21 protein-coding genes and 1 other RNA gene are annotated in these 23,612 nt (G+C 69.2%); 8 read left to right on the forward strand and 14 right to left on the reverse strand.

Going from position 1 to position 23,612, the window contains the following annotated elements; all coding sequences use genetic code 11:
* Positions 1-26 precede the first annotated feature (26 nt).
* Positions 27-455 (forward strand): HTH-type transcriptional regulator LrpA1, encoded by a 429-nt coding sequence (gene lrpA1, locus EAO78_RS14140; protein ID WP_122106483.1) that lies wholly within the window; start codon positions 27-29, stop codon positions 453-455.
* A gap of 12 nt (positions 456-467) precedes the next feature.
* Here the strand turns inward: lrpA1 and EAO78_RS14145 are convergent, their stop codons facing one another.
* Both EAO78_RS14145 and ileS read right to left on the reverse strand, forming a co-directional pair.
* The gene (locus EAO78_RS14145) at positions 468-938 is read right to left on the reverse strand and encodes a GNAT family N-acetyltransferase (protein ID WP_122106484.1); all 471 of its coding nucleotides are present in this window, start codon (positions 936-938) and stop codon (positions 468-470) included.
* A gap of 45 nt (positions 939-983) precedes the next feature.
* Positions 984-4,136 (reverse strand): isoleucine--tRNA ligase, encoded by a 3,153-nt coding sequence (gene ileS, locus EAO78_RS14150; protein WP_122106485.1) that lies wholly within the window; start codon positions 4,134-4,136, stop codon positions 984-986.
* Between the two features lie 188 nt (positions 4,137-4,324).
* On the opposite strand from ileS, the gene EAO78_RS14155 reads away from it, so the two are divergent.
* The gene (locus EAO78_RS14155; RefSeq protein ID WP_122106486.1) at positions 4,325-5,662 is read left to right on the forward strand and encodes a carboxypeptidase-like regulatory domain-containing protein; all 1,338 of its coding nucleotides are present in this window, start codon (positions 4,325-4,327) and stop codon (positions 5,660-5,662) included.
* 6 nt (positions 5,663-5,668) lie between these two features.
* Here EAO78_RS14155 and EAO78_RS14160 read toward each other — a convergent pair whose 3' ends face one another.
* Together EAO78_RS14160 and EAO78_RS14165 are read right to left on the reverse strand one after the other, a co-directional pair.
* Positions 5,669-6,814 carry a nicotinate-nucleotide--dimethylbenzimidazole phosphoribosyltransferase gene (locus EAO78_RS14160; protein WP_203227898.1) on the reverse strand — a complete coding sequence of 382 codons (1,146 nt, stop codon included), beginning with the start codon at positions 6,812-6,814 and terminating at the stop codon, positions 5,669-5,671.
* A 2-nt stretch (positions 6,815-6,816) separates the two neighbouring features.
* A complete protein-coding gene (locus EAO78_RS14165) occupies positions 6,817-7,275 on the reverse strand; it encodes a hypothetical protein (protein WP_122106487.1) in 459 nt (152 codons plus the stop codon).
* Between the two features lie 171 nt (positions 7,276-7,446).
* Between EAO78_RS14165 and EAO78_RS14170 the strand changes: the two genes are divergently transcribed.
* Together EAO78_RS14170 and ffs are read left to right on the forward strand one after the other, a co-directional pair.
* Positions 7,447-7,854 carry a DUF7548 family protein gene (locus EAO78_RS14170; RefSeq protein ID WP_122106488.1) on the forward strand — a complete coding sequence of 136 codons (408 nt, stop codon included), beginning with the start codon at positions 7,447-7,449 and terminating at the stop codon, positions 7,852-7,854.
* Positions 7,855-7,952: 98 nt separating this feature from the next.
* An RNA gene (gene ffs / locus EAO78_RS14175) (signal recognition particle sRNA) lies at positions 7,953-8,264 on the forward strand.
* Positions 8,265-8,805: 541 nt separating this feature from the next.
* Here the strand turns inward: ffs and EAO78_RS14180 are convergent.
* Positions 8,806-10,437, reverse strand: coding sequence for a tryptophan--tRNA ligase (locus EAO78_RS14180; protein ID WP_122106489.1), 1,632 nt, complete (start codon positions 10,435-10,437; stop codon positions 8,806-8,808).
* A gap of 160 nt (positions 10,438-10,597) precedes the next feature.
* Positions 10,598-11,857, reverse strand: coding sequence for a tRNA-intron lyase (endA, locus tag EAO78_RS14185; RefSeq protein WP_122106490.1), 1,260 nt, complete (start codon positions 11,855-11,857; stop codon positions 10,598-10,600).
* A 136-nt stretch (positions 11,858-11,993) separates the two neighbouring features.
* Here endA and EAO78_RS14190 point away from each other — a divergent pair, with 136 nt between their 5' ends.
* Positions 11,994-14,267 carry an AAA family ATPase gene (locus tag EAO78_RS14190; RefSeq protein ID WP_122106491.1) on the forward strand — a complete coding sequence of 758 codons (2,274 nt, stop codon included), beginning with the start codon at positions 11,994-11,996 and terminating at the stop codon, positions 14,265-14,267.
* Between the two features lie 8 nt (positions 14,268-14,275).
* Here EAO78_RS14190 and EAO78_RS14195 read toward each other — a convergent pair whose 3' ends face one another.
* Both EAO78_RS14195 and EAO78_RS14200 read right to left on the reverse strand, forming a co-directional pair.
* A complete protein-coding gene (locus tag EAO78_RS14195) occupies positions 14,276-14,776 on the reverse strand; it encodes a CopG family ribbon-helix-helix protein (protein ID WP_122106492.1) in 501 nt (166 codons plus the stop codon).
* Positions 14,777-14,801: 25 nt separating this feature from the next.
* A complete protein-coding gene (locus EAO78_RS14200; protein WP_122106493.1) occupies positions 14,802-15,197 on the reverse strand; it encodes a PadR family transcriptional regulator in 396 nt (131 codons plus the stop codon).
* 136 nt (positions 15,198-15,333) lie between these two features.
* Between EAO78_RS14200 and EAO78_RS14205 the strand changes: the two genes are divergently transcribed.
* Positions 15,334-15,741 (forward strand): hypothetical protein, encoded by a 408-nt coding sequence (locus EAO78_RS14205; protein ID WP_122106494.1) that lies wholly within the window; start codon positions 15,334-15,336, stop codon positions 15,739-15,741.
* Positions 15,742-16,101: 360 nt separating this feature from the next.
* Here the strand turns inward: EAO78_RS14205 and EAO78_RS14210 are convergent, their stop codons facing one another.
* The 3 genes from EAO78_RS14210 to lwrS form a co-directional block, all read right to left on the reverse strand.
* Positions 16,102-16,752 carry an HAD family hydrolase gene (locus tag EAO78_RS14210; protein ID WP_122106495.1) on the reverse strand — a complete coding sequence of 217 codons (651 nt, stop codon included), beginning with the start codon at positions 16,750-16,752 and terminating at the stop codon, positions 16,102-16,104.
* Positions 16,753-17,168: 416 nt separating this feature from the next.
* The gene (locus EAO78_RS14215; protein WP_122106496.1) at positions 17,169-17,495 is read right to left on the reverse strand and encodes a hypothetical protein; all 327 of its coding nucleotides are present in this window, start codon (positions 17,493-17,495) and stop codon (positions 17,169-17,171) included.
* Positions 17,496-17,543: 48 nt separating this feature from the next.
* Complete coding sequence (gene lwrS, locus EAO78_RS14220; protein WP_122106497.1) at positions 17,544-17,909, reverse strand: LWR-salt protein; 366 nt, start codon at positions 17,907-17,909, stop codon at positions 17,544-17,546.
* A 136-nt stretch (positions 17,910-18,045) separates the two neighbouring features.
* Between lwrS and uppS the strand changes: the two genes are divergently transcribed.
* Positions 18,046-19,038, forward strand: a complete 993-nt coding sequence (uppS, locus tag EAO78_RS14225) for a polyprenyl diphosphate synthase (protein WP_122106498.1) — start codon at positions 18,046-18,048, stop codon at positions 19,036-19,038.
* On the opposite strand, the gene EAO78_RS14230 is transcribed toward uppS, so the two are convergent.
* Together EAO78_RS14230 and EAO78_RS14235 are read right to left on the reverse strand one after the other, a co-directional pair.
* Complete coding sequence (locus tag EAO78_RS14230; protein ID WP_122106499.1) at positions 19,035-19,493, reverse strand: NOB1 family endonuclease; 459 nt, start codon at positions 19,491-19,493, stop codon at positions 19,035-19,037. The genes uppS and EAO78_RS14230 overlap by 4 nt on opposite strands.
* Positions 19,493-19,738: a PRC-barrel domain-containing protein gene (locus EAO78_RS14235; RefSeq protein WP_122106500.1), complete on the reverse strand. Its 246-nt coding sequence runs from the start codon at positions 19,736-19,738 to the stop codon at positions 19,493-19,495. The genes EAO78_RS14230 and EAO78_RS14235 overlap by 1 nt, the downstream gene beginning before the upstream one ends.
* Before the next feature lie 178 nt (positions 19,739-19,916).
* On the opposite strand from EAO78_RS14235, the gene infB reads away from it, so the two are divergent.
* Entirely contained in the window at positions 19,917-21,710 is a 1,794-nt protein-coding gene (gene infB / locus EAO78_RS14240) for a translation initiation factor IF-2 (protein ID WP_122106501.1), read from the forward strand.
* An 83-nt stretch (positions 21,711-21,793) separates the two neighbouring features.
* Here infB and EAO78_RS14245 read toward each other — a convergent pair whose 3' ends face one another.
* Positions 21,794-23,611 carry a ribosome biogenesis/translation initiation ATPase RLI gene (locus EAO78_RS14245; protein WP_122106502.1) on the reverse strand — a complete coding sequence of 606 codons (1,818 nt, stop codon included), beginning with the start codon at positions 23,609-23,611 and terminating at the stop codon, positions 21,794-21,796.
* Position 23,612: the final 1 nt, after the last annotated feature.

Genomic DNA, 23,612 nt, shown 5'->3' on the forward strand with positions numbered 1-23,612 from the left:
TTTTCCGTGGTGACAAAGGAGTTCGTATGAGTACCGTATCGACGGAAGAGCGTATCCTCTCGGTGTTGGAGGAGGACGCGCAGGCCTCCTGTGGGGAGATCGCCGAGCGGGCGGACGTCTCGAAGCCAACGGTGCGGAAGTACATCGACAAGCTCGAGCAGGAGGGGGTCATCGTCGGCTATTCGGCCGACGTCGATCCGAAGAAGCTCTCGACGCAGTCGATCGCGATCGTCGGCATGGACGTGGACTCGGGTAAGTACGTCTCCGCGACCCGCGATCTGAAGGCCCTCGAGGAGGTGGAGTCGCTTTACACCTCCTCGGGCGACCACATGCTGATGGCGGAGGTGCGCGCGGCCGACGGCGACGAGCTCGGCGACGTCATCAACGACGAGCTGCTCGCCGTCGACGGCGTCACCGCCGCCCATCCGTCGTTCCTTCAGGAACGGCTGAAGTGAGCCTTCTCCCCGTCACCGGATGGCGTCGATGTCGACCGCCACGACCGTCTCGTCGCCGGCGGGGCCGCGACGCACCGCGCGTCGGGAGAACCCGTGGGCGCGGTAGAACTCGCGGGCGCTCGGGCGGTCGTCGGGGACGCTCGTCCGGAGCGTGTCGACGCCGTGGCCGGCGAGTTCGTCTGCGGTGCGCGAGAGTAAGTCCTCGGTAACGCCCTCGCCGACGTGTTCCGGGTGGACCCAGAGCGCGAGGAGCTCGGCCTCGGATCCCGTTTCATCGGGGTGGGCGATCGCCACGCCGATCGGGCCGTCGTCGTCCTCCATCAGAAAACAGCACTCAGCGCCCGCGGTCGCCTCCCTGACGCCCGCGGCCGAGACGTCGAGGAGCGGCGCGCCGATGTCGTCGAACACCGTCGCCTCGCGGGCCCGTGAAACCGTCGTCCGAAGCGTCTCGGCGTCGCCGGGACGCGCCGGTCGAACACGCATACGCGAACCGTGGAGAGGGGAGTAGGTATACGTTTCGGGGGCGGCTCAGGCGACCGGGGCGATCCCGATCGCCACCGTGACGTCCTCGACGTTCCACTCCTCCGTGAGTCCGTCGGGGTCGCTCGCGGCGTCGGTCGGTCCCTCGAGCCACGCGTCGGCGCGGACCTCGTCCGCGATCAGGTCGGCGTGCTCGTCGACGAAGCCGGCCACGCGGTCGTCGTCGACGGCGACACCCAGCCGGATCCGGGCCTCGACATCGAGGTCGAGCTCCTTTCGCATCTCCTGGATCCGGCGTATCACGTCCCGAGCGTATCCCTCGGACTCGATCTCGGGCGTCAGGGAGGTGTCGACGTACACCGTCCCGCCGTCGAAGTCCGCCCCGGTGACGTTCTCTGGCGGTTCGGCGACGTACTCGACCATCCCGTCGTCGAGGTCGAGCGGCTCGCCGTCGAGCGTGAGCTCGCCGGCCTCGACCGCCTCGCGGGTCGCGCCCTGGACCGCCTCCATCACCCGCTGGGCGTCGCCGCCGAAGGCGGGACCGATCTCCGACATCCGCGGCTCCGCGGTCTCGACGAGCTCGTCGAACGCGTCGGTGACGCGGACGTCGCGGGCGTTGACGCGGTCCGCGATGAGGTCCGCGAGGCGGTCGACCGCGCCCGCGACCGCGTCGTCATCGGTCTCGACGACGACGCGCGGGACGGGCCAGCGGAGCTTCCGACCGGCCTGCTGGCGCGCGTTCGCGGCGGCCTCCTCCACGTCGCGGAGGACTGCCACGTCGCGTTCGAGCTCGGGATCGCGCAGGTCGTCGTCGGGCTCGGGATACGACAGGGCGTGGACCGTGGTCGCCTCGCCGTCGAGCGTCCGGTACATCCGCTCGGTTAGATACGGCGCGATCGGCGCGAGCAGCCGGACGGTCTCGTCGAGGACCGTCGAGAGCGTCGCGTACGCCCCGCGCTTCGAGGCGGAGTCGGCTTCCTCCCACATGCGGTCGCGGACGGCCTTGACGTAGAACCGCGAGACGTCCTGCGTGACGAACTCGATGACGGCGTTGACCGCGTCGCTGACGCGGTAGTCGTCCCACGCCTCCGCGACCTCCGTCTCGACCGACTGGAGCCGCGAGAGCACCCACTCGTCGACGAGCTCGAGCTCGCCGTCCGAGAGGTCCGCCTCGGCCGGGTCGTAGCCGTCGAGCTCCATGTACTCGAGCGGGAAGCGGAAGACGTTCCAGAGGATGTTGAGCTTTCCCTGGATCTCGCCCAGTCCGTCCCACTCGAACGCGAGGTCGACGCCCTGCTGGTCGTGCGAGAGGAGATACGTGCGGAGGGGGTCGCGGCCGGCCCGGTCTATCGCCTCCTCGGGCGTGACGATGTTGCCGACGGACTTGGACATCTTGCGGCCGTCCTCGTCGTTGGCGAACCCGTGCATGATCACCTCCTCGTAGGGGATCTGGCCGACCGCGGCGGTCCCCATCCCGAGCTGTGACCAGAACCAGCCGCGCGTCTGGTCGTGCGCCTCGATTATCAGGTCGGCGGGCCACAGCTCCTCGAAGGCCGCCTCGTTCGTCGGGTAGCCGAGGGTGCCCCACGTGGCGACCGACGAGTCGAGCCAGACGTCGAAGACGTCCTCGACGCGCCGGTAGGTCGTTCCGTCCTCGACGATCGTCAGGTCGTCCACCGAGGGACGGTGGAGGTCGATCGACTCGGGGTCGACGTCCTCCTCGACCCGGTCGGCCAGCTCCTCGCGGGTGCCGATCACGATCATGTCCTCGTCGAGGTTCCCCGCCTCCGCGTCCTCGGGCACCCAGATCGGGATCGGGATCCCCCAGTAGCGCTGCCGGGAGACGTTCCAGTCGGGCGCGTCCTCGATGAAGTCGCGGAAGCGGTTGTCACGGGCCCACCCCGGGTGCCACTCCGACTCCTCCATGTTGGCGAGGAGGTCCTCCTTCACGTCCGTGATCGAGATGAACCACTGGTCGGTGACCAGCTGGATGATTCCCGTGTCACACCGCCAGCAGTGGCCGTAGCTGTGATCGACCGTGCCGTGTGCGAGCATGTGGCCGCCGTCGACGAGGTCCGCGATGATCTCGTCGTTGGCGTCGCGGACGAACTTCCCGGCGTACTCGCCCGCCTGCTCCGTGAACTCCCCGTTCGGCTCGACGGGGCAGAAGATCTCGAGCCCCAGCTCGCTGCCGCGGTGGAAGTCCTCCTCGCCGTGCCCGGGCGCGGAGTGGACGAGACCGGTGCGATCGGCCTCCACGTAGTCGGCGGCGTACACCTGTCCCGCGCCCTCGAAGTCCGGATACTCGGCGAGGCGGTCCGCGAGCGGGTGGTCGTACGCCCATCCGAGCATGTCCGCACCGGAGAGCTCCGCTTCGACCTCGTACTCCTCGTATCGCCCCTCCGAGAGCACGTCCTCGACGCACTCCGCGGCGACGTAGAGCAGTTCCTCCTCGCCGTCCCGCTCGGCGCGGACGGCGTTGTAGGTGAGCTCCTCGTCGACGGCGACGAAGGTGTTCGCGGGGATCGTCCACGGGGTCGTCGTCCAGATCACGAGGCTTCCCTCGCGGTCGGCGAGCGGGAACTTCACGTAGATCGAGGGGTCCTCCACGTCCTCGTACTCGACCTCGTTGTTCGCGATCCCGGTCTCACACCGCGGGCACTGCGAGATCGAGCGTTTCCCCTGTTCGACGAGGCCGTTGTCGGCGACGTTGGAGAACGCCCACCACGCGGCCTCCATGTACTCCGGGGAGATCGTCTCGTATGGGTTCTCCCAGTCCATCCACGCGCCGATCGACTGGAAGTCCTCGTCCATCGCCGCCCGGTTCTCGAGGGCGAACTCCTTGCATTTCTCGATGAACGCCTCCATCCCGTACTCCTCGATGTCCCGCTTGTTCTCGAAGCCGAGCTCCTCCTCGACTTTCACCTCGATCGGGAGGCCGTGCATGTCGTAGCCCGGCCGGTCCGTGACCCGGTGGCCGGTCATCCGCTTGTGCCGGATGACGGCGTCCTTCAGCGTCTTGTTCCAGGCGGTGCCGAGGTGCATCTGCCCGGAGGTGTACGGCGGGCCGTCGACGAAGAAGAAGGGCGGGTCGTCGGCGTGCGCCTCTTTCGCCGCCTCGTAGGCGTCCGCGTCGTCCCAGTACTCCTCGACCGCCGATTCGACGTCGGCGGGCGTGTACTGGTCGTCGATCTGCTCCATACGAGTGTGTCCGCTCCCGCGTATTTGAATACGGCGGACTCGGGGTCGACACCGCGGCGGAACCCGAGCGGTGGGACACGGCCGCGTTCCGGAACGGAGCGGACGGCCCGGGTCGGAGGCTGACACACGTCGGATTAACTCGGGTAATCGGCGCATACCAATACCGTCTCAGCCCCGACGACCCGCGTATGAACGTCGCACGTTCGGCTCTCGTGGGAGCGACGGTACTGTTCGTCGCGCTCGTCGCGACCGGCGGCGCGGCCGGCGCCGATCCGATAACGCTCACCGTCTCGGTGGCCGACGAGGACGGCGACCCCGTCGGCGGCGTGGACATCGAGGCGACGTGGGAGACCGAATCGGACGAGACGGGGACCGCGTCCGGCACGACGGCGAGCAACGGGAACGTGCTCCTCGACGTCCCCGAGGGAGCGAGCGTCGAGTTGGACGTCGACGACGGCACCTACGTCCGGAACCGGCCCCTTCGGATCGCCAACGCGAGCGCGGCGGACGTCTCGCTCGGCGTCTCCCGGAGCGGGACCGCGACGGTGACGGTCGTCGACGATCGAAACCGGTCGCAGGCCGACGCCAGGGTTACCGTTCGCGAGGACGGGCGATCGATCGACCGCGGCGAGACCGACTCTGACGGCGTCTACGAGACGGCTCGCCTCGAGCGCGGCACGTACGACGTCACCGTCGTGAAACCGGGATACTTCGAGACGGAGCGGTCGGTGACCGTGTCGCGGAACGCGGAGACGACGGTCGGCATCGAGCGGGGTACCGTGACCCTCGAGGTGCGCACGTTCGACGACCATTTCGACCCGCCCGTCCCGATCGAGACGGGGGCGATCCGCGTGTCCTCGGCGGTGTACGGCGGCGAGGTGAGCGTGACCGAGGGGACGGCCTCGCTCAACGTTCCCGTGAACGACGCGTACACGGTCGCGGTCGTGAAGGAGGGATACGACGCCTCGTCCGAACGGGTCCGGGTTCGAGAGTCCCCGGTGAGCACGAACCTCACGGCGCGACGGATCCCCACGCTGTCCGTCACGCCGGCCAATGAACGCGTCCTCGTCGGCGAGACGACCCGCGTGACGGTGCGGAACGCGTACGACGAGCCGACGGCCGGTGCGACGGTCGAGGTCGACGGCGACGCGGTCGGCGAAACCGACGAGCGCGGGGAGGTCGACGTGCCGATATCCTCCGTCGGGAACCGAACGATCGTCGCGCGGGACGGGGACGTCACGTCCGATCCGGTGACGGTCGAGGGCGTCGAGACCGTGGACGGGGCCGACCCGGACGGGAACGGCTCCGACGACGACGCCGGAAACGACTCCGACGACGACGGGAACGCCTCGGACGGCTCCGACGACGGAAACGGCTCGGACGGCTCCGACGACGGAAACGGCTCGGACGACACCGACGACGGCGATCCGGGGAACACCGACGACTGGATTCCCGGATTCGGCGTCGTCGCCGCGGTATTCGCCCTTCTCGCGGCCGGCGCGGTGGGTCGACGTCGGGATCCGTGAAGGCCGTTACCGCTCGATCCCTGCCTCCGTAAACGTCGCCATCCGGTCGTGAGTCCGGCAAGCGGCGCGGTAGGTCGCGAGCGCGAGCGCCGCGCCGGAGCCCTCCCCGAGCCGGAAGTCGTGATCGAAGAGCGGGTCGAGATCCAGGGCATCGAGTTGGACCGCGTGACCCGGCTCGCTGCCGACGTGCGAGGGGAGGAGGTACGGCCGGACGTCGCCGGCGACCGCGTCGGCGACGAGCGCGGCCGCTCCCGAGACCACGCCGTCGACGACGACCGGCGTCCGGTCGGCCGCACAGCCGAGCGCGACCCCGGCGAGGAGGCCGATCTCGTAGCCGCCGACGCGGCGGAGGACCTCGACCGCGTCGGTGGGTTCATCGGCGTCGTCGCCGTCGCCGCCGGCACCCACGCCATCACCGTCGTCACCGCCGTCGAGCCCGTTTCGCGAGAGCGCTCGCTCCACGACTGCGACCTTGTGTGCGCGCGTCTCCTCGTCGACGCCGGTTCCCCGACCCGTGACCCGGTCGGGATCCGCGCCGGCCAGCGCCGCCGTGAGCGCGGCGGCGACCGTGGTGTTGCCGATCCCCATCTCGCCGAGCGCGACGATCCCGGCGTCGGAAAGTCGCGTCCGGGCGGTCCGCACGCCGGCCTCCAGGCTCGCGATCGCGTCGTTCCGGGACATCGCCGGGCCATTCGAGAGGTCGTCGGTGCCGGAGCCGATCCGCTCGTCGACGACGGGGACCGTGTCGTCTCCGTCGCACTCGTCGACCTCGACCGGCGGCCCGTCGACGCCGGCGTCGACGACGAGCGTGTCCGCGCCGACGACCTCGTCGATAGCGGAGACCGCCGCCCCGCCGGCGGCGAAGTTGCGAACCATGGCTCGGGTCACGGCCTGCGGGTACGCCGAGACGCCCCGGTCGACCACGCCGTGGTCCGCGGCGGCGACGACGACGGTCGGGTCCGCGAGCGTCGGCCGTGGATCGCCGGTGAGCCCCGCGATGGCGACCGCGAGGTCCTCCAGCCGGCCGAGGCTTCCGGGCGGCTTCGTCAGCTCGGCCTGTCGTTGGCGAGCGGCGTCGGCCGCGTCGTCGTCGAACGCCGGGATCGACGGCGGCGAGAAGTCGGGCGACGAGGAGAGCTCGAGATCGGACACGGTCAGGCGTCGAAGTCCGGGAGGTCGTCGGGCGCCTCGTACTCCGATTCCCAGTCGATGTACTCGTCTTTGAGCACGTCACAGACGACCTGTCCGAGCTCCGTGAGTCCGGCGTTGATCGCGGAGACGGATCCCCACGAGTCGAGGTCGGCGTGGTACTCCCGCTCCTTCCAGTCCTCGGGGATCCCCGGCGCGTGATACCCCACGCGGTCGGCGAAGGAGTCCCAGAAGAAGTCGAACCGGGAGACGAGATCGAGGTCCTCGACTATCCGCCAGTCGGACTCGTCGAGGTCGCTGTCGGCGGCCCACTCCGAGAACGCCTCCTCCCAGGCACCCTCGCGCAGGAACGCCTCGAGGTCGTCGCGGCGGTACTCGCCGCCGGCCACGTCGGCGTCCTCGTACTCGTTCGGGTCGACGGCGGACAGCTCCGGCGGGTCCGGCGTCTCGATGTCGAGCGACATGTCCGACCGTCCGAGCCGGGGAGTCAAAACGGTGCGGGCTCGGCGACGACGGGATCGACGACGACCGGCTCGATAGGGTGGAGTAGGGAGGGGTAGAGGGGTAGAGAAGGATAGGGTAGGGAAGCGGCCGCGATCCGGTCCTTTTACCGCGCCGACCGAGTATCTCGGGACATGAACGTTCGCGACCGCTCCCGCCAGGTCGGGATCGCCGCCGCGCTCGCCAGCGCCCTCCTGCTCGCCGCGCCGTACGCGCTCGTGACCGGCTTCGACGCCCAACTCGCCGGGTACTACACGGCCGGCCCGATAGGGGCCGGCGGGGTCGCGCTGTTCGCGCTGTTGAGCGCGGTCGTGTTCGCCTCGGTCGAGCGGGGGAACGTCGACCCGGGGACGCTCGCCGGCGCGCTCGTCGTCCTCGGTGCCGCGACGACGCTCACCGCGGCGGTCTGGTGGCTCTCGATCGAGCCGACGACGATGTTCGGCGAGCATCGCTGGCTGGAGCATCACGCGACCGCCGTGACGGTCGTCTCGGTGCCGGTACCGCTCTGTGCCGGCGTGTACGCGCGCGAACTGTTGGGCTGAAACGCGGGGTCACGGAGGGATCCGGGCGGCTCGGGTAGGGATCCGGGCGGCTCGGGTCCCGCGAACGAAAGGCCCTTATGGGGCACCGATGTAGTGGAAACCGGACTAGGTCGGGCGGTTAGGCCCCGCTCGTCACCCGTGAGGCAGTCTTCAGCGGGGACCGAACACCGGGCGCGTCCGGATAGACCGGCGCGGGCCCCGAGAGCCAACGTGGAAGCCTCGTCCGCCGGGGACAGCGGTCCGTGGCGCCCGCTCGCAGGAGCGGTCCGTCGCGGTTCGTCGGCGACAACGGGTCAGGCGCGGAAGCGAGCAGCCCACCGCCGGACGCCCGTCGCTCGTCGGGTCGCGGGGTGGAGGAGGCAACCGGGATACCCCGTGCCGGAACGCCGGGCCACCCCGGTCGTCCACCACTCATACCGCATTATCCATCCTCCAGCCGCTTCTTCAGGTCCGTTCTGATCACAGTGAAGGTCGTGGACGCTCGCGTCCGTTCCGAGTTCCCCGAGCCACACTTCTCGAGCCTAACGTGTGGAGCTCATAGAGTGCCTCTCGACGTCCTGGTTCAACGAAGGAAACGCGAATCAGCCGCGTTGTAGACGCGCGTGTAGTACGGGTGTTTCATGGGAGAATCGGATGGATAGAACGGGATCGTTGCTGGCGCGGTGACCACTAGCAAAGCCCCAGCCGCGAGGACGCCGGACGCTCGTTGTGCTCCTCGGTCGCTCGTTTCACTCGCTCTCTGTGGTGCTTACGTCGCCTCCGGCGTCCTCGCAACTGCCCCTTTGAGTCCTACCCGACCGCAACCGCACCTCACACCTCCCCAGCCTCGTCGGACGGCCTCCGCTTCGCTCCGGCCGCCGACTCCCTCGCGGACTCCTCGTGCCCTCCCGGGCACTCGGAGGCGCGCCACCGCGATACGGATCGCCCGTTTCTTCGCCTTTATTGCTCGATTCAGTGCTCGCCGCCCGTCCCGCGCCGGTCGGAGTCGAGGTCGATGTCGAGGTCCTCGAGCAGCTCCTCGGCCTCCGCGCGTTTCTCCTGGTGCTCCTCGAGGAACTCGCGCATGAGTTCCGCGGCCTGCTCCTTACAGCCGCCACAGAGCCGATCGCCGTTCACGCACTCGGAGTACACCTCCGCCGCGAGGCCGTCGTCGTCGCCCGCGAGCAGGTACGCGTACAGCTCGTAGACGGGGCACTCGTCGGCCTCGCCGCCCAACTCGCGCTGTTCTTCCGCCGTGTCGCGCCCACCCGTCGTCGCCGAGCGAACCTTGTCGTAGCCGTCCTCGGGGTCGTCCAGAAGCGAGATGTGGCTCGCGGGGATCGACGAGGACATCTTCCCGCCGGTGAGCCCGGTCATGAAGCGGTGGTAGATCGAGGAGGGCTGCCGGAAGCCGAAGCCGTCGTGGGCGATCTCGACCTCCCGCGCCAGCGACTCGGCCGCCTCCCGCGTCAGTTCGAACGCGTCGACGTGGCCCTCGAAGACGCGCTTCTCGCCGTCGACCGCCTCGATCAGCGCCTCGAACGCCTCGTCGGTCGCGTTGCGGTCGAAGAATCGGACGCGCGGGCGGAGCGGCTCCTTGCCGCCGGCCCGCAGCTTCTCGAGGGCGGTCGCCTTGGCGTCGACGAGGTCGACCTCCTCGGCGTCGACCGCCGGCACCTCGTAGTCCTCGAGCCACTCGGCGGCGTCGATACAGCGGACATCGGTCTCGGCGTCGTCGCGGTCGTCGGATCCATCACCGGCGTCGCCTCCGTCGCCCGCGAGCGCGTCGTAGGCCGCGCGCACCAGCGTCCGCTCCGCGTCGTCGAGCTCGAAGCTCGCGAACGCCTCGGTCACCTTGAAGTAGCGTACCCGGGTCGCGAGGTCGCGCGTCAGCCGGACGTGCGGGTCCTGGTCGGGCCCGACCGGGATCACCGTGGGTTTCGGCTCGTCGACGAGCTGCGGGTAGAGGATGTCCGCGGTCTGGGTGACGACGCTCTGCATGTGCGAGACGTTCGTCTCCCCGTCGAAGCCGTAGATCGCCTCGAACTCCGAGAAGTTCGCCTTCGAGCCGAGCTCGAACCCGAGGTCCTGGACCGCGCGGTTGTCCGACTGCCGGTAGAGCTCCCCCTCCTCGGGATCGAACCCGAGCGCGAGAAGCGAGAGCAGGTAGCTACGGGCGTGCTCGTCGATCTCGTCCCACGACATCCCGCGGGCCGAGTGCGCCTCGAGGTCGGCGATCAGTCCGAAGACGTCGCCGCCCTGCTCCTGGTGCCAGATCAGCTCGTCGAACACGAGCTTGTGGCCGATGTGCGGGTCGCCGGTGGGCATGAAGCCCGAGAGCGCGGCGAACGGCTCGTCGTTCGCCATCGCCTCGGCGACCGCGTCGTACTCGCGGTGGCCGAAGATGACGCCGCGGCGCATCAGGTAGTGCGGGTCGGCGACGTCGTCGGCGACGTCGTCGAACGCCTCGATCCCGAACTCGACGAACAGGTCGGCGTAGTCGCCGACCGACGCCGACCCCCACGGGTCGAGCGCGACGTCCTCGCTCGGCTCGCCGTCGACGCGCTCGGTCCCGCCGTCCGTGCGGGGGGTGTCCTCGTCCATACCTTCCCTTGCCGGCGGTCGACGCAAAAACCGTTCGCTTGCGCGGGCGGGCGGTCGAACCGAGAATTCGGATCGCGAATCGGAAACTCGGATCGCGAATCGGAAACTCGGATCGTGAATCGGGAACTCGGATCGTGAATCGGGAGCGATCGGCGCGCGGCTACGGAGTCAGTCGCCCGACCGAGAGCCACTCGATGTCGCCGTCCGAACCATCGGCCGCCCCGCCCTTCCGACCGCCCTTCCGACCGCCCTCCCGACCACCCTTCCGACCGCCCTCTCGACCACCTTCGTCGACCAACGCGAACAGCAGCTCCTTGCGGACCCCACCGGCGAGCCGCACGTCGAGCGAGAGCTCCCGGGGGGCGAGGACGTGCTCCGGCTGGACCACGCGAACGAGGTGCTCGGAGTGGGGAAGATCCTCGACCGTCTCGACGTCGAGGTACGTCCGGAAGTCCGCGCCGAACTTGAACCCGGTCTTGGGGACGGTTTCGCGGTTTCGGAGGTCGCGGTAGGCGGCCAGCCGTCGGTCGAAGCGGTCGCCCTCGACGTCGCGGCCGCGGGCGACGATCGCGGCCGCTGCGCTCGCGGGATCGTCGGTCGTGGCGCTCGCGGGACCGTCGCCCGTATCGGGAGTCTCGGGTCCGTTCTTGCCCCCGTCATCGTCCACGACCGCCGTGAGCCGGAGCGAGCCGTCCGCCGCCAGCGACGCGGCCTCGACGAGCGAGAGCTGGAGGGCTCCCTCGACCGCGGCGGCCCGCCCCGTGAGCGGCTGGCCGTAGAACCCGTGCTCGTAGAGGCCCGACGGCGCGTCCCAGACCACGACGCGGTCGGCGAGTAACACCCCGGTCAGGCCCGCGGACGGCTCGTAGTCGGTGGAGCCCTCGACGTTCGCCGGTTCGGCCTCGAAGTAGGTGATGTCGCTCTCCTCGTCGACGACGGCGAGCGTCTGGCCCGCCACGTCGGCGGCGGGGATCGATTCGCGTTCGCCCACGACGCGCACCGGATACCGGACGTTCCCGGTGTCCGGCGTCGATCCCCGCTCGTAGGCCACGACGTCGACCGCGTCGGCCACGTCGACCCGCCCCCCCGGCCACGGCTCGCGGGCGGGCGAGAGGTAGAACCCGCGGTCGCGGAGGTCGGCGTAGACCAAGTACCGCACCGCGAACCGGTCGACCGCGGCGGCGCTGTCGACGAAGAACCGCTCGAAGCCGACGGGGGCGGCATCCCCATCGTTCCCCTTCCCGTCGAGAGTCACCCCGGAGAGGTCGCCGCGAAACAGCAGGTGGGCCGCCTCGATCCGGGAGAGCGCGATCGCGTTCCCGTCGAGGGGGCGGCCGTAGCCCCGGGAGTCGTAGAACCGCTGTCTGGCGTCCCCGCCGACGTGGACGGCGTCGCCGCGGAGGTCGCCTGTCGGTTGCATGCTCGCACTCGCGGCCGGACGGGGTAAGGGGGTTGCGGTCGGGAGGGGTTACGGTCGGGCGAGGTTTGGGAGGGATTGCGCTCGGGCGAGGGTGCGGTCGGACAAACGTAAAGAGCCGGCGGACGGAAGACGACCCATGAACGAGACCGCCGGCGTCAGGCTCACCGTTCGCGCCGCCGAGAAGCGCGACGCGGGCCGCGGCATCGCCAGGCTCCCCGAACCCGCGCGCAAGCGACTCGGCCTCCTCAGCGGCGACACGGTCCGGATAGACGGCGAGCGTTCGGCCGTCGCGAAGGTGTGGCCCGGCGGCCCCGACGCACAGGACGGGTCCGTCCTCATCGACGCCGACACCCGCGCCAACGCCGGCGTGAAGGTCGGCGACAGCGTCACCGTCCGCCCCGTCGACGTGGTCGACGCCGACCGGGTCGTCTTCACCGCGCCCGCCCGCCTCGCCGACGTCGACGTGAGCCGCGAGATCGTCGAGCGTGCGCTCGCCCGCGACCTCCGGGACCGCCCGATCTCCCGCGGCGAGGCCGTCCACGTCGAACGGCTCGGCGGCCTCCGGTTCGTCGTCGCCGGGACGACGCCCGAGGGGACCGTCAGGGTCACCGCCGGGACCGACGTGGCAGTCGAGTACGAGGATAGAGGGGCTCGGGTCGACGACCGATCCGGCGGGACCGGTGGCGGGAGGACCGACCCGGGGTCGGACGGAGGCGGCCACACGGCCCCGCCCGGAACCGACGGTCGTCCCGCGGGCGAAGGGTCCCGTGCCGGCGGGAGGTCCCGCGGCGGCGACGCCGGTCCTCCCGAGGAGCACACCGCCGGGGCGACGTACGAGGACATCGGCGGGCTCGACGAGGAGCTGGAGCTGGTGCGTGAGACCATCGAGCTGCCGCTTTCCGAGCCCGAGGTGTTCACCCGGCTCGGGATCGACCCGCCGAAGGGCGTCCTCCTGTACGGCCCGCCGGGCACCGGGAAGACGCTCATCGCCCGTGCCGTCGCCAACGAGGTCGACGCGACGTTCATCACCGTCGACGGCCCGGAGATCATGTCGAAGTACAAGGGCGAGAGCGAGGAGCGCCTCCGCGAGGTGTTCGATCGAGCGGGCGAGCAGTCGCCCGCGATCGTCTTCTTCGACGAGATCGACTCGATCGCGGGCAAGCGCGACGACGGCGGCGACGTCGAGAACCGCGTCGTCGGCCAGTTGCTCTCGCTCATGGACGGGCTCGACGCTCGCGGCGACGTGATCGTCATCGGCGCGACGAACCGGGTTGACTCGCTCGATCCCGCGCTGCGTCGGGGCGGCCGGTTCGACCGCGAGATCGAGATCGGCGTCCCCGGCGAGGCTGGCCGCCGGCAGATCCTCGACGTCCACACGCGACGGATGCCGCTCGCCGACGACGTGGACCTCGACCGGATCGCGAGCCGGACCCACGGCTTCGTGGGCGCGGACATCGAGGGACTCACCCAGGAGGCGGCGATGACCGCGCTCCGGCGCGCTCGCGCGGACGACGCCCGGGCGCTCGCGGAGGTGACGGTCACGAGGACCGACTTCGAGGCGGCCCACGCCGCGATCGAGCCGAGCGCGATGCGCGAGTACGTCGCCGAGCAACCCACCACGGACTTCGACGACGTGGGCGGCCTGGAGGAGGCGAAGGAGAAGCTCGAGCGCGCGGTGAGCTGGCCGCTCACGTACGGCCCGCTCTTCGACGCCGCGAACGCGGACCCGCCCACGGGTGTCCTCCTTCACGGGCCGCCCGGAACCGGGAAGACGCTGCTCGCGCGGGCGATCGCGGGCGAGAGCGGGGTCAACTTCATCCAGGTCGCCGGCCCGGAGCTGCTCGACCGGTACGTCGGCGAGTCCGAGAAGGCGGTGCGCGACCTCTTCGACCGGGCCAGACAGGCCGCCCCGGTGATCGTCTTCTTCGACGAGATCGACGCGATCGCGACCGACCGCGACTCGGCCGGCGGGGGCGACTCCGGCGTCGGCGAGCGCGTGGTCTCACAGCTGCTCACGGAGCTGGACCGCGCGAGCGACAACCCGAACCTGGTGGTTCTCGCCGCGACGAACCGCCGATCGGCGATCGATCCGGCGCTGTTGCGTCCCGGTCGGCTCGAGACCCACGTCGAGGTTCCGGACCCCGACCGCGACGCCAGGCGGGCGGTGTTCGCGGTTCACACCCGCGAGAAGCCGGTGGCGGACGACGTGGACTTGGATCGGCTCGCCGAGGAGACCGACGGCTACTCCGGCGCGGAGATCGCGGCGGTCTGCCGCGAGGCGGCGATGACCGCGATCGAGCGGGTCGCGGACGAGCACGGCGAGGCGGCGAACGACCACGCCGACGAGGTCGCGATCACGGGCGAGGACTTCGAGGCCGCGATCGCGAGCGTGGCGGCCTCCCAGTTGTAGCCGCGGCGTTACTCGTCGCCGTCGCCGTCCCCGTGGCCATGTCCGTGGGCATGGCCGTGGCCGTCCCCGTTCGCGACCTCCACGGCCTCCAACTCGCCCGCGCCGAACTCGTCGACGGGAGTCACGCTGTAGTCGACGGTGAGGGTGTCCTTCGTGGCGCGGACCTTCCCGACGAACGTGGAGATGTCGGAGAGGCTCCCCTCGAGGACGAAGAGTTCCATGCAGTACCGGGAGCCGACGTGGTTGTGGAAGTTGGAGGCGACGAGTCCCTCGTGTTCGTGTCGCAGTCGCATCATCCGCTCCTCGACGCTCGTGGTCTCGTAGTCGAAGAGCACCGTCACGACGGCCATCAGCCGCCGGTCCTCCAGTCGGGCGTCCTCGAACTCGCCGAGGAGGTTTCGGGAGGCCTCCCGGACCACCTCGCTGCGCCCGGTGTAGCCGTGTTCGTCCGCGAACTCGTCGAGTCGGTCGAGCAACTCCTCGGGCATCGACACGCTGACGACGGTCATATAATAATCTACTCCCTCGATGTTGTTAATCCTTTAGGTCGACCTCGTCGCTGCCGGCGTCGCCGGCGGTTTCATCGACGTCGGCGTCGTCGCCGGCGGTTTCATCGACGTCGGCGTCGTCGCCATCGTCCGTCCGCTCGGTTCCCGCGTCGACGCGCGCGGAGAGCCACTCGTAGTGGTCGAGCAGGGTCGCCTCGCCGGCGTCGGTGAGCGCGTACACGTCGGCGAGTCCCTCGGGTCGACGGGTGAGGTAGCCGGCCTCGACCAGCGCGGTGAGGGTCGCGTAGAAGCTCTGGGGGTCGATCCGCTCGTCGTAGTGGGTCTCGAGCCGGCTCTTGAGCGACTGCGCCCGCAGCTCGCCGGCGGCGTACACCAACGCACAGCAGTCGCGCCGCCGCCCGCTGTGGAACCACTTCGTCATACGTCGCGTTCCGGTCGGACCACCACGACGGTTTCGGTCGATGGACGTCGTGGCTCCCGGCAGGTACGGGTTCTCCGCGTTCCGCCTCGGTCGATACAGGTGACTGATTAAGTGCCTCGAATAAGAGTGATGAGATATGCCAGATGAAAATCCTTCTACACTTTTTGAAAAGAGACGTGAGGGACGCCCACCAATAGATGTTCTCGGTCTTGTAGGCGGATTAGCGGTGTTCGCAGGCCTTTCGTTCCTGTTTGCGGCATTATCCCAGCTATCGGGGCCAGCTGTTGAAACTGGGATTAGTCCCCAAACCGTCGCTGCTCTCCAATGGAGTGGAGTAGGAATTGTGCTTGGTATACTGGCGATCTTTGTGTATCAACGAAGGCCTATCGGCTGGTATGGAACACTCGTAGCGGCGATAGCTGGTGTGATTCAAGCTATGAGAATAGATCTTCCATTTGGGTTGGTTTTGATCATCTACCTATCAGTTCCGCTGGTCGTACTCGCTCTCCTGCTGGTACGTCGTGATATGTTTTTGCGCCGGTAGATACGCAAGTGCGATAGAACGACTGTTTCACACGATCTCGTGTCTGTACAAGCGGATCTCAATGGATCCGGATGACTCGACGATGCGGTCGGGATCGCCACGATCCGGTCGCTGGCAGTGGCGTCGACCGAACGCGAAATCCGGGCGTCCCCGCGGAAAGCACGGAGGCGGTGTTCCGCACCGTACCGCCCAGCCCCACACCGTCCCGCACCCGCACCTCACGCCTCCCCAGCCTCGGCGGACGGGCCGTCGCGGGCGAGCCGCTCCGGCCCGCCGCCTCCCTCGCGCACGACTCGCAGCTTCGCTGCTCGTTTCGCGCGCGCCACCGTAGTCTGGGGACTCAGGTCTTGCGGAGACGATTCAGGTCGCCTCCAACAGCTCGTCGAACCCCTCGACGCGGCGGTCACCGAGGACGCACCGCCCCCGATCCGCGTGGCCGACGCGCTCGACGTGGACCGCGTCGAGCCCGGCGTTCCAGGCCGCGCCCACGTCGCTCTCGCCGTCGCCGGCGTAGTACCCCCGGTCGCGGGGATCGACGCCGATCGCGTCCATCGCGACCTCGAGGGGGCCGGGATCCGGCTTCCAGCCGGTTTCGTCGGTACAGCAGACGATCGCGTCGAACCGGGAATCCAGGTCGAGCCGGTCGAGGACGGGTTCGGCGAGGAACTGCTGGCAGTGGGTGACGAGCCCGACCGGCCGGTCCGCGGCGTCGAGCCGGTCGAGCAACCGGGCTGCGTCGTCGTGGAGGTAGGTCGCCTCCGCGCGGGCGAGCGGGTCCTCCACGTCGTGAAACGCCGGCCAGAAGCGGTCGGGATCGACGCCCATCCCGCGGAGGGTTCCGGCGCGCGAGCCGCCGAGCCCGTGCCAGAGGACGTACGCCTCGCGGTCCGAGAAGCGCCGACCGAGGCGGTCGCCGACGCGGTCGAACACCCCGCGGGTGTACGCCCACTCGGCGTCGACGAGCGTCCCGTCGAGGTCGAACAGGTGGAAGTCGTACTCAGCGAGGACCATGGGGGCGTTCGTAGGCGTCGAGTCGATAAGTGCGTTGTGGGACGTCGGAGATACGACGCGGTTCGACACGATCGGACGCGATTCGACCCGGTTCGGCGCGCCCGGAAGCGCCCGAACGGGCGCTTCCGGACCGCGAGGGAGGTGGGCCGGCCGGCGCAAGTCGCGCCGGCCGGTCCGCCGAGGCTGGGGAGGCGTGAGGGACGGTTGCGGGACGGTGCGGGGCGGTGTGAGACGGTGCGGGACGGTGCGGGACGGTGTGAGACGGTGCGGGACGGCTGGCCGGCACGGAGCGGTATGAAGCTATGGAGCGAGACGCCGCGCCCGCGACCTCCGAGACGTTCTCGTTGCATCCCCAGAATTCCCGCGGCGAATCAGTCGACCGCCTCCAGCGAGCTCGAAACCCCCGCACGACCGGTTCAATCGCCGCCAACGAACGGGAGCGGTACTTCAAGCGCGACGGCGAACGCGGCGGCGGCCAGTCCGATCAGGCCGACCGCGAGAGGGACCATCACCGGCGACCCGTCGACGGCACCGAGCGCCGCGATCCCGCCGAACCAGAGCAAGGCGACACCGAACGCGAGCAACACGACCGTCCAGAACACGTTCATCAGGGCGTCCTCGACCGCGTTCCGGACGATCCAGTAGCGATCCGACTCGTCGAGGGTCGGTGCGTCTCCGGAGTCGACCGGATCGTCGGACCGGCGGTCGCGGGGATCGCCCGCGTCGTCGAGTGGAGGGCTCACTGTCGATACGAACGTGTCGATCCCGTATATACCGTCACCATCGCGGCGTCACTCCCGGACGTGGATCGACGACCCGAGGTACTTGTGGAGGGCCTCGTCGACGTCGTCCGCGTTGAACCGCTCGAGGTCCGCAGCGATCGCGTCCTCGAGCGCGTCGAGGTACGCTCGGTCGGTCCGAAGCTCGCGGAACGCGACGCGCTCCACCTCGACGCCCAGCCGCTCTCCGAGGAGTGCGCGGGCGGACGACTCGTCGCCGACCTCTCCACGCCAGAGTCGGTCACGGAAGAACAGCCATCCCTCCTCTCCCGGCTCGACCGCGGGGATCTCCACCGTCGTCTCGAAGCGGTCGGGGTCGGCTCGCGCGCCGGTCGGGTCGAGGCGGAACGCGACGCCGAAGACGTACGCGGCGTTCACGCCCGCACCATCCACCGATCACCGGATAACGGTTTCGGCGGGGTGGGATCGAGGGGCGTCGAGGTCGGACGCGGCCGATCCCTGTCAACGGGGACGAACGACAAGCTACATACGACCGCACGGCGTTGTCCCGTCCATGCTGGACCCGCTCCGTTCGGCCGTCGAACGCGCGTACCTGCGGTACCTCCACCGGCGGGTCGAGACGGTGCCGACGCACGTCGCCGTCATCCAGGACGGGAACCGCCGATACGCCCGCGAGCGCGGCGGCGACGCCCCGGACGGCCACCGCGCGGGCGCGAACACGACCGAGCGCGTCCTCGACTGGTGTGCGGACCTGGGCGTCTCCGAGCTGACGCTGTACGCCTTCTCGACGGAGAACTTCGAGCGGCCGGACGACGAGCTCGAACCGCTCTTCGACCTCCTCGAGGGCAAACTGCTGGAGTTCGCCGACGCCGACCGCGTTCACGACCAGGGCGTCCAGGTCCGAGCCATCGGCGACGTCGACCGACTTCCGCCGCGGGTCCGCGACGCGGTCGACTACGCGGAGCGCCGAACCGCCGACAACGACCGGTTCACGCTCAACGTCGCGCTCGCGTACGGCGGGCGGACGGAGCTGCTCGACGCGGCCCGCGGGGTCGCTCGCGAGGTCGCCGAGGACGACCTCGACCCGGCGGAGGTGGACGTCGAGACCGTCGAACGACGGCTCTACGACCGACCGATCCGCGACGTGGACCTCATCGTCCGGACCGGCGGCGACGAGCGCACCTCGAACTTCCTGCCGTGGCACGCCAACGGCAACGAGGCCGCCGTCTACTTCTGTACGCCCTACTGGCCGGAGTTCTCCGAGGTGGACTTCATGCGCGCGATCCGGACGTATCAGGCCCGGGAGGCGTCCTGGCGGCGGGCTCGCGCCGAGCGCGCCGCGGCGCTGGTCCGGGCGGTCGCCGAGGTCGAACTGGCGGAGGCCGGACGGGTCGCGCGGCGGCTCCGCGGGCGGCTGCCGCGGAGCGACCTCGACGCCGTCGCCGAGGAGCTTCCGGACCGAACGGCCGTCGCCGACTCCGAGGCCGTCCAGTCGGCCACGAACGCCGGCGTCGACGCTGACGCCGAGTCGGAACCGGCCGGCTAAGCCGGGTTCTTTCGCGTGAGATCGCTGCCGCAGATCGGACAGCGTTCGCGGTTCTCCTCGAAGGTCCGGCTACAACCGACACACTGGAACCGCCACTCGCGCTCCTCCGAGATCCCGTCGCGGGCGATCGGCTCGACCCCCAGATCGAGCCGTTCGGCGACGTTCTGCATCGCGTAGTCGTCGGTGACGAGGGTGGCGTCGAGCTCGAGGGCGGTCGCGATCAGTCGAACGTCCGTCTCGGACAGCTCCGCGGCGTCCCCCGAGCCGCGGGCCGCGCGCTGGACGTTCGTCACCGCCTCCGGGGCCGGCACGTGGATCGTCATCCCCGAGCCCTCCATCGCGTCGAACCGGAGCGCGGTCTCGCCCTGTAGCTCGTCGTGGACCTCCGGCACGGAGACCACGGGGTCGTCGGTGGTGTACTCGTGGATGAACGCGGACGTGTCGAGGACTCTCATCAGCGGCCGACGACGATGTAGTCCTTCACCGCCTGGACGTTCGTGACCGGCACCCGAAGCCGTCCGGCCTCGTCGACGTCGAAGGTGACGCGCTCGGGGTTGAGCTGTTCGTGCGGGCTCACGAGCAGGTGATGGAGCTGTCCCGACTTCAGGTCCATCGTGATGTTGTACAGGTCACCGAGTTCGGTCCCGTCCGACCCCATCACCGCCTTCCCCGAGAGGTTCTCCGCCAGGATGTTCGCCATGTGCGCACACTTCCGGTCGACGGTATTAAACGCCACGGGCCGTCGGACGGCTGACCGACGCCGACCACCGGGCGTCAACCTCGGATGGCCGACGCCCCACGGACGGCGGGCGCGTCCTGAAACACTTAACTGACGGCCGAGCCGAACGGAACACAACGACCTTCTCGGGGCGATTCTCATGACTGACGACACACACACGGACACCCTTCGGACGCCGATCGTCGCCGTGCTCGGCCACGTCGACCACGGGAAGACGAGCCTCCTCGACGAGATCCGCGGCTCCGCGGTGAGCGAGGGCGAGGCCGGGGCGATCACCCAGCACATCGGTGCCACCGACATCCCGCTCTCGACCATCTCGACGATGGCGGGCGAGCTCGTGAACCCGGACGACTTCGATCTGCCCGGACTGCTCTTCATCGACACGCCGGGACACCACTCCTTCTCGACGCTGCGCGCTCGCGGAGGGGCACTCGCCGACATCGCGGTGCTCGTCGTCGACGTCAACGACGGGTTCCAGCCGCAGACCGAGGAGGCGATAGACATCCTCCGTCGCACGGGGACCCCGTTCGTCGTCGCCGCCAACAAGGTGGACACGACGCCCGGATGGAACCCCCAGGAGGGCGAGCCGATCCAGAAGAGCCTCGAGGCGCAGTCGGAGCGCGCGGAGTCGATGCTCAACGAGAAGCTCTACGAGATCATCGGCCAGCTCTCCGACGCCGGCTTCTCCGCCGACCTCTACTGGCGGGTCCAGGACTTCCAGAAGAACATCGGCGTCGTCCCGGTCTCCGCGCTCACCGCCGAGGGGATCCCCGACCTGCTCGCGGTCCTCATGGGACTCTCCCAGCGGTTCATGAAGGAGGAGATGGCGATCGACGTCTTCGGCCCCGGCGAGGGGACCGTCCTCGAGGTGAAAGACGAGCGGGGCTTCGGCGCCACGATCGACACCGTGGTGTACGACGGCGTGGTGCGAAACGGCGACACGATCGTCGTCGGCGGGCAGAACCAGCCGATCGTCACCGAGGTTCGGGCGCTCCTCCAGCCGCGGCCGCTCGAGGAGATCCGCACCGAGAAGAAGTTCGAGAAGGTCGCGGAGGTCGGCGCGGCGGCCGGGGTGAAGATCGCGGCCCCCGACCTCGACGACGCGATGGCGGGCGCGCCGGTCCGGGTCGTCCGCGACCGCCCGCTCGAGGACGTGATCGAGGAGGTGAAAGCCGAGCTCGCTGAGATCGAGGTCGACACCGCCGAGGACGGCGTCGTGATCAAAGCCGACACCCTCGGCTCGCTGGAGGCGATGGCGAACGCGCTCCGGGAGGCCGAGGTGCCGATCCTGCGCGCGGAGGTCGGCGACATCGCGCCGCGCGACATCGCGGTGGCCGAAACCGCCAACCAGGACGAACACAAGGCGATCCTGGGCTTCAACGTCGACCTCCTCACGAACGCCGAGCGGGAGCTCGAGAGCGCCGACGTCAAGCTGTTCACGAACGACGTGATCTATCAGCTCATCGAGGACTACGAGACGTACGTCGAGGAGCGCCAGCGCGCCCAACAGGAGACGGTGCTCGACAAGGTGGTCCGGCCCGCCAGGTTCCGGCTCCTTCCGGATCACACCTTCAGACAGAACGACCCCGCGGTCGTCGGCGTCGAGGTCATCTCCGGGACGCTCCAGAACAACCGCAACGTCGGCTACTTCGAGGGCAACGAGTTCGAACGCGTCGGCGGGCTCTCGGGGATCCAGAAACAGGGCGACGACGTCGACGAGGCCCGCGCCGGCGAGCGGGTCAGCATCGCGATCGACGGCCCCACCGTCGGCCGCGACATCGAGGAGGGCGATACGCTCTGGACGGAGCTACCCGAGAAACACGCGAAGATCTTAGAACAGGAGCTCAAAGAGGAGATCACCGCCGACGAGCGCGAGGCGCTCGCCGGCTACCTCGAGACGCGCCGGAAACGGGATCCGTTCTGGGGCAAGTGACGCATCGGGTACGTCCGAGAGAAACGGGACCGAACCCGGAGGAACGGATCCTACGTACAACACGGCCTTGAGCGGCCCGACCGCTACGGTGCGTAGTAGTACTCGCCGTCGCGCTTCTGCTGGCGGTCCTTCTGTGAGTCCGGCTTGTTGATCCGCGGACGACCGGTTCGCTCGTCGCGTCGGAACGTGACGTCGAGATCGGCGAGGAAGTCGTTCATCCCCTCGCGCATCTCCTGCGGGGGCGAGGCGTGTCCGCGCTCGGCCGGCTCGCCGTCGAACACCATCAGGCGGTCGGCGAGGAGATCGATCACGTAGATGTCGTGGTCGACCACCATCACGGTCGCGTCGTGGTTCTCCGCGTATCGGCGGATCGCACTCGTCGCGCGCACCCGCTGTTCGACGTCGAGGTGTGCCGAGGGTTCGTCGAGCAAGTAGAGGTCCGCGTCCTCCGAGAGACACGCCGCGATGGCGACGCGCTGGCGCTCGCCGCCCGAGAGGTCGACCAGGTCCTGTTCCATGATCCGGTCGAGCTGGAGGGGTTGGGCGACCTCCGTGTTCCAGTAGGAGCTGCCGAACTCGTCGGTGATCGAGGAGAGGAAGGCGTCGACCCGCATCGGCTGGTCGATGTCGATGTACTGCGGCTTGTAGGCGATGTCGAGTTCGAAGTCGAGATCGGTGGTGTCGGGTTCCAACGAGCCCGCGAACAACTTCGCGAGCGTGGATTTCCCGATCCCGTTGGGCCCGACGATCCCGAGCACCTCGCCCTCGCGGATCGTCCCGCCCTCGACGTGGAGTTCGAACTCGCCCTCGCCGTAGGACTTCGTGAGGTCCGGATACTCCACGAGCGGGGTCCCCTTCGAGGTCGCTCGCGGGGCGTGTTCCTCGAAGGTGATCGCGGAGGGGCGGATCCGCATGTTCTCGTTGTCGAGGTATCCCTTGAGGTACTCGTTGATCCCGTTTCGAACCGACTTGGGATCCGTGATGACCCCGTACGCGCCCGGCTCCCCGTACGCGACGTGGAGGGTGTCGGCCAACAGATCGAGGATCGCGAGGTCGTGTTCGACCACGAGCATCGAGCGCTCGGCGTCGTCGTTCGCCAGCTCTTGGATGAGTCGCGCCGCCACCATCCGCTGGCCGATGTCGAGGTACGGGGTGATCTCGTCGAGGAAGTAGAAGTCGGCGTCGCGCGCCAGACACGCCGCGATCGCGACGCGCTGGAGCTCGCCGCCGGAAATGGAATCGATGTCCTGGTCCATCACCGGCCGGATGTTGAGCCGGTCGACCAGGTCGTCGAGCGCGCCGCGTTCGTCGGTTCGCTCGAGGAGATCGCGGGTGTTGCCGTCGAACTGCTTGGGGATCTGGTCGACGTACTGGGGCTTCCGGGCCACGGTGACGTCGCCGGCTTCGAGCGCGGCGAGGTAGTTCTGGAGACCCGTGCCGCGGAACCGGTCGAGGACCCGCTCCCACTCCGGATCCGTCTCGTGGTCGCCGAGGTTCGGAATTCGCTCGCCCGCGAGCGCGTGAACCGCCGTCGACTTCCCGATCCCGTTGGGACCCAGAATACCGGTGACGTTTCCGGGCTCGGGGGTCGGGAGCCCGTACAGCGCGAACGCGTTCTCGCCGTACCGGTGGACCGGGTCCTCGGACAGCTCCGACGGGAGGTTGATGATCTCGATGGCGTCGAACGGGCACTTCTCGACGCAGATACCGCAGGTCTCGCCGAGACAGATCTCCTCGGAGATCCGTATCTGGTCGGGGTCGCCCTCGTCGGCGTCCTCGCCCCGCTCGGTGATGCACTCCTTGCCCGTCCGGTTCGGCGGACAGTAGTTCGCACACTCGTAGTTACAGCGGTCGGGCTGGCACCGGTCCAGGTCCACGACCGCGATGCTGTCGTCGGCCATC

The sequence above is a fragment of the Halobellus captivus genome (assembly GCF_003697845.1).
Classification (GTDB): domain Archaea; phylum Halobacteriota; class Halobacteria; order Halobacteriales; family Haloferacaceae; genus Halorubrum; species Halorubrum glutamatedens.

What these genes read in the sequence shown, in the direction of transcription:
- EAO78_RS14155 (WP_122106486.1), top strand. Translation starts at nt 4,325, where the DNA reads ATGAACGTCGCACGTTCGGCTCTCGTGGGAGCGACGGTACTGTTCGTC.
- uppS (WP_122106498.1), top strand. Translation starts at nt 18,046, where the DNA reads ATGCTGGACCCGCTCCGTTCGGCCGTCGAACGCGCGTACCTGCGGTAC.
- EAO78_RS14195 (WP_122106492.1), bottom strand. Translation starts at nt 14,776, where the DNA reads ATGACCGTCGTCAGCGTGTCGATGCCCGAGGAGTTGCTCGACCGACTC.
- EAO78_RS14165 (WP_122106487.1), bottom strand. Translation starts at nt 7,275, where the DNA reads ATGTCGCTCGACATCGAGACGCCGGACCCGCCGGAGCTGTCCGCCGTC.
- EAO78_RS14230 (WP_122106499.1), bottom strand. Translation starts at nt 19,493, where the DNA reads ATGAGAGTCCTCGACACGTCCGCGTTCATCCACGAGTACACCACCGAC.
- EAO78_RS14205 (WP_122106494.1), top strand. Translation starts at nt 15,334, where the DNA reads ATGCCAGATGAAAATCCTTCTACACTTTTTGAAAAGAGACGTGAGGGA.
- EAO78_RS14245 (WP_122106502.1), bottom strand. Translation starts at nt 23,611, where the DNA reads ATGGCCGACGACAGCATCGCGGTCGTGGACCTGGACCGGTGCCAGCCC.
- endA (WP_122106490.1), bottom strand. Translation starts at nt 11,857, where the DNA reads ATGCAACCGACAGGCGACCTCCGCGGCGACGCCGTCCACGTCGGCGGG.
- EAO78_RS14190 (WP_122106491.1), top strand. Translation starts at nt 11,994, where the DNA reads ATGAACGAGACCGCCGGCGTCAGGCTCACCGTTCGCGCCGCCGAGAAG.
- EAO78_RS14210 (WP_122106495.1), bottom strand. Translation starts at nt 16,752, where the DNA reads ATGGTCCTCGCTGAGTACGACTTCCACCTGTTCGACCTCGACGGGACG.
- EAO78_RS14170 (WP_122106488.1), top strand. Translation starts at nt 7,447, where the DNA reads ATGAACGTTCGCGACCGCTCCCGCCAGGTCGGGATCGCCGCCGCGCTC.
- EAO78_RS14145 (WP_122106484.1), bottom strand. Translation starts at nt 938, where the DNA reads ATGCGTGTTCGACCGGCGCGTCCCGGCGACGCCGAGACGCTTCGGACG.
- EAO78_RS14180 (WP_122106489.1), bottom strand. Translation starts at nt 10,437, where the DNA reads ATGGACGAGGACACCCCCCGCACGGACGGCGGGACCGAGCGCGTCGAC.
- ileS (WP_122106485.1), bottom strand. Translation starts at nt 4,136, where the DNA reads ATGGAGCAGATCGACGACCAGTACACGCCCGCCGACGTCGAATCGGCG.
- EAO78_RS14200 (WP_122106493.1), bottom strand. Translation starts at nt 15,197, where the DNA reads ATGACGAAGTGGTTCCACAGCGGGCGGCGGCGCGACTGCTGTGCGTTG.
- infB (WP_122106501.1), top strand. Translation starts at nt 19,917, where the DNA reads ATGACTGACGACACACACACGGACACCCTTCGGACGCCGATCGTCGCC.
- lrpA1 (WP_122106483.1), top strand. Translation starts at nt 27, where the DNA reads ATGAGTACCGTATCGACGGAAGAGCGTATCCTCTCGGTGTTGGAGGAG.
- EAO78_RS14235 (WP_122106500.1), bottom strand. Translation starts at nt 19,738, where the DNA reads ATGGCGAACATCCTGGCGGAGAACCTCTCGGGGAAGGCGGTGATGGGG.